Here is a 202-nt window from a genome sequence, read left to right as displayed (position 1 = left end):
GCATCCCTTATGTGATAACCGACGGTACAGCCACCGCTACCGCCAATGAATTGATTAGCGTAAGTCCTGCCAACGATGCACCGGTAGCCGTAAACGACAACTATACCGTAGCCGAAGAAGGCACCGTAACCCTGACCCCGTTAAGCTTAGATACCGATACAGATGGGGATACATTAAGCATCACCAGCATCAACGGCAAACC

Annotated in this window: 1 protein-coding gene; it reads left to right on the top strand. The window is 51.0% G+C overall.

Features of this window, described 5'->3' with window-relative positions:
• Positions 1 to 11: 11 nt before the first annotated feature.
• Positions 12 to 202: Ig-like domain-containing protein (locus DMB65_RS22740; RefSeq protein ID WP_394336129.1), on the top strand; the 191-nt coding region annotated here is incomplete at its 3' end.

It is taken from the genome of Flavobacterium cheongpyeongense (assembly GCF_003202435.1).
GTDB classification, from domain to species: Bacteria; Bacteroidota; Bacteroidia; order Flavobacteriales; family Flavobacteriaceae; genus Flavobacterium; species Flavobacterium cheongpyeongense.
Note: the sequence above shows the minus strand (reverse complement) of the source record. Positions and strands in the feature narration are given on the sequence as shown.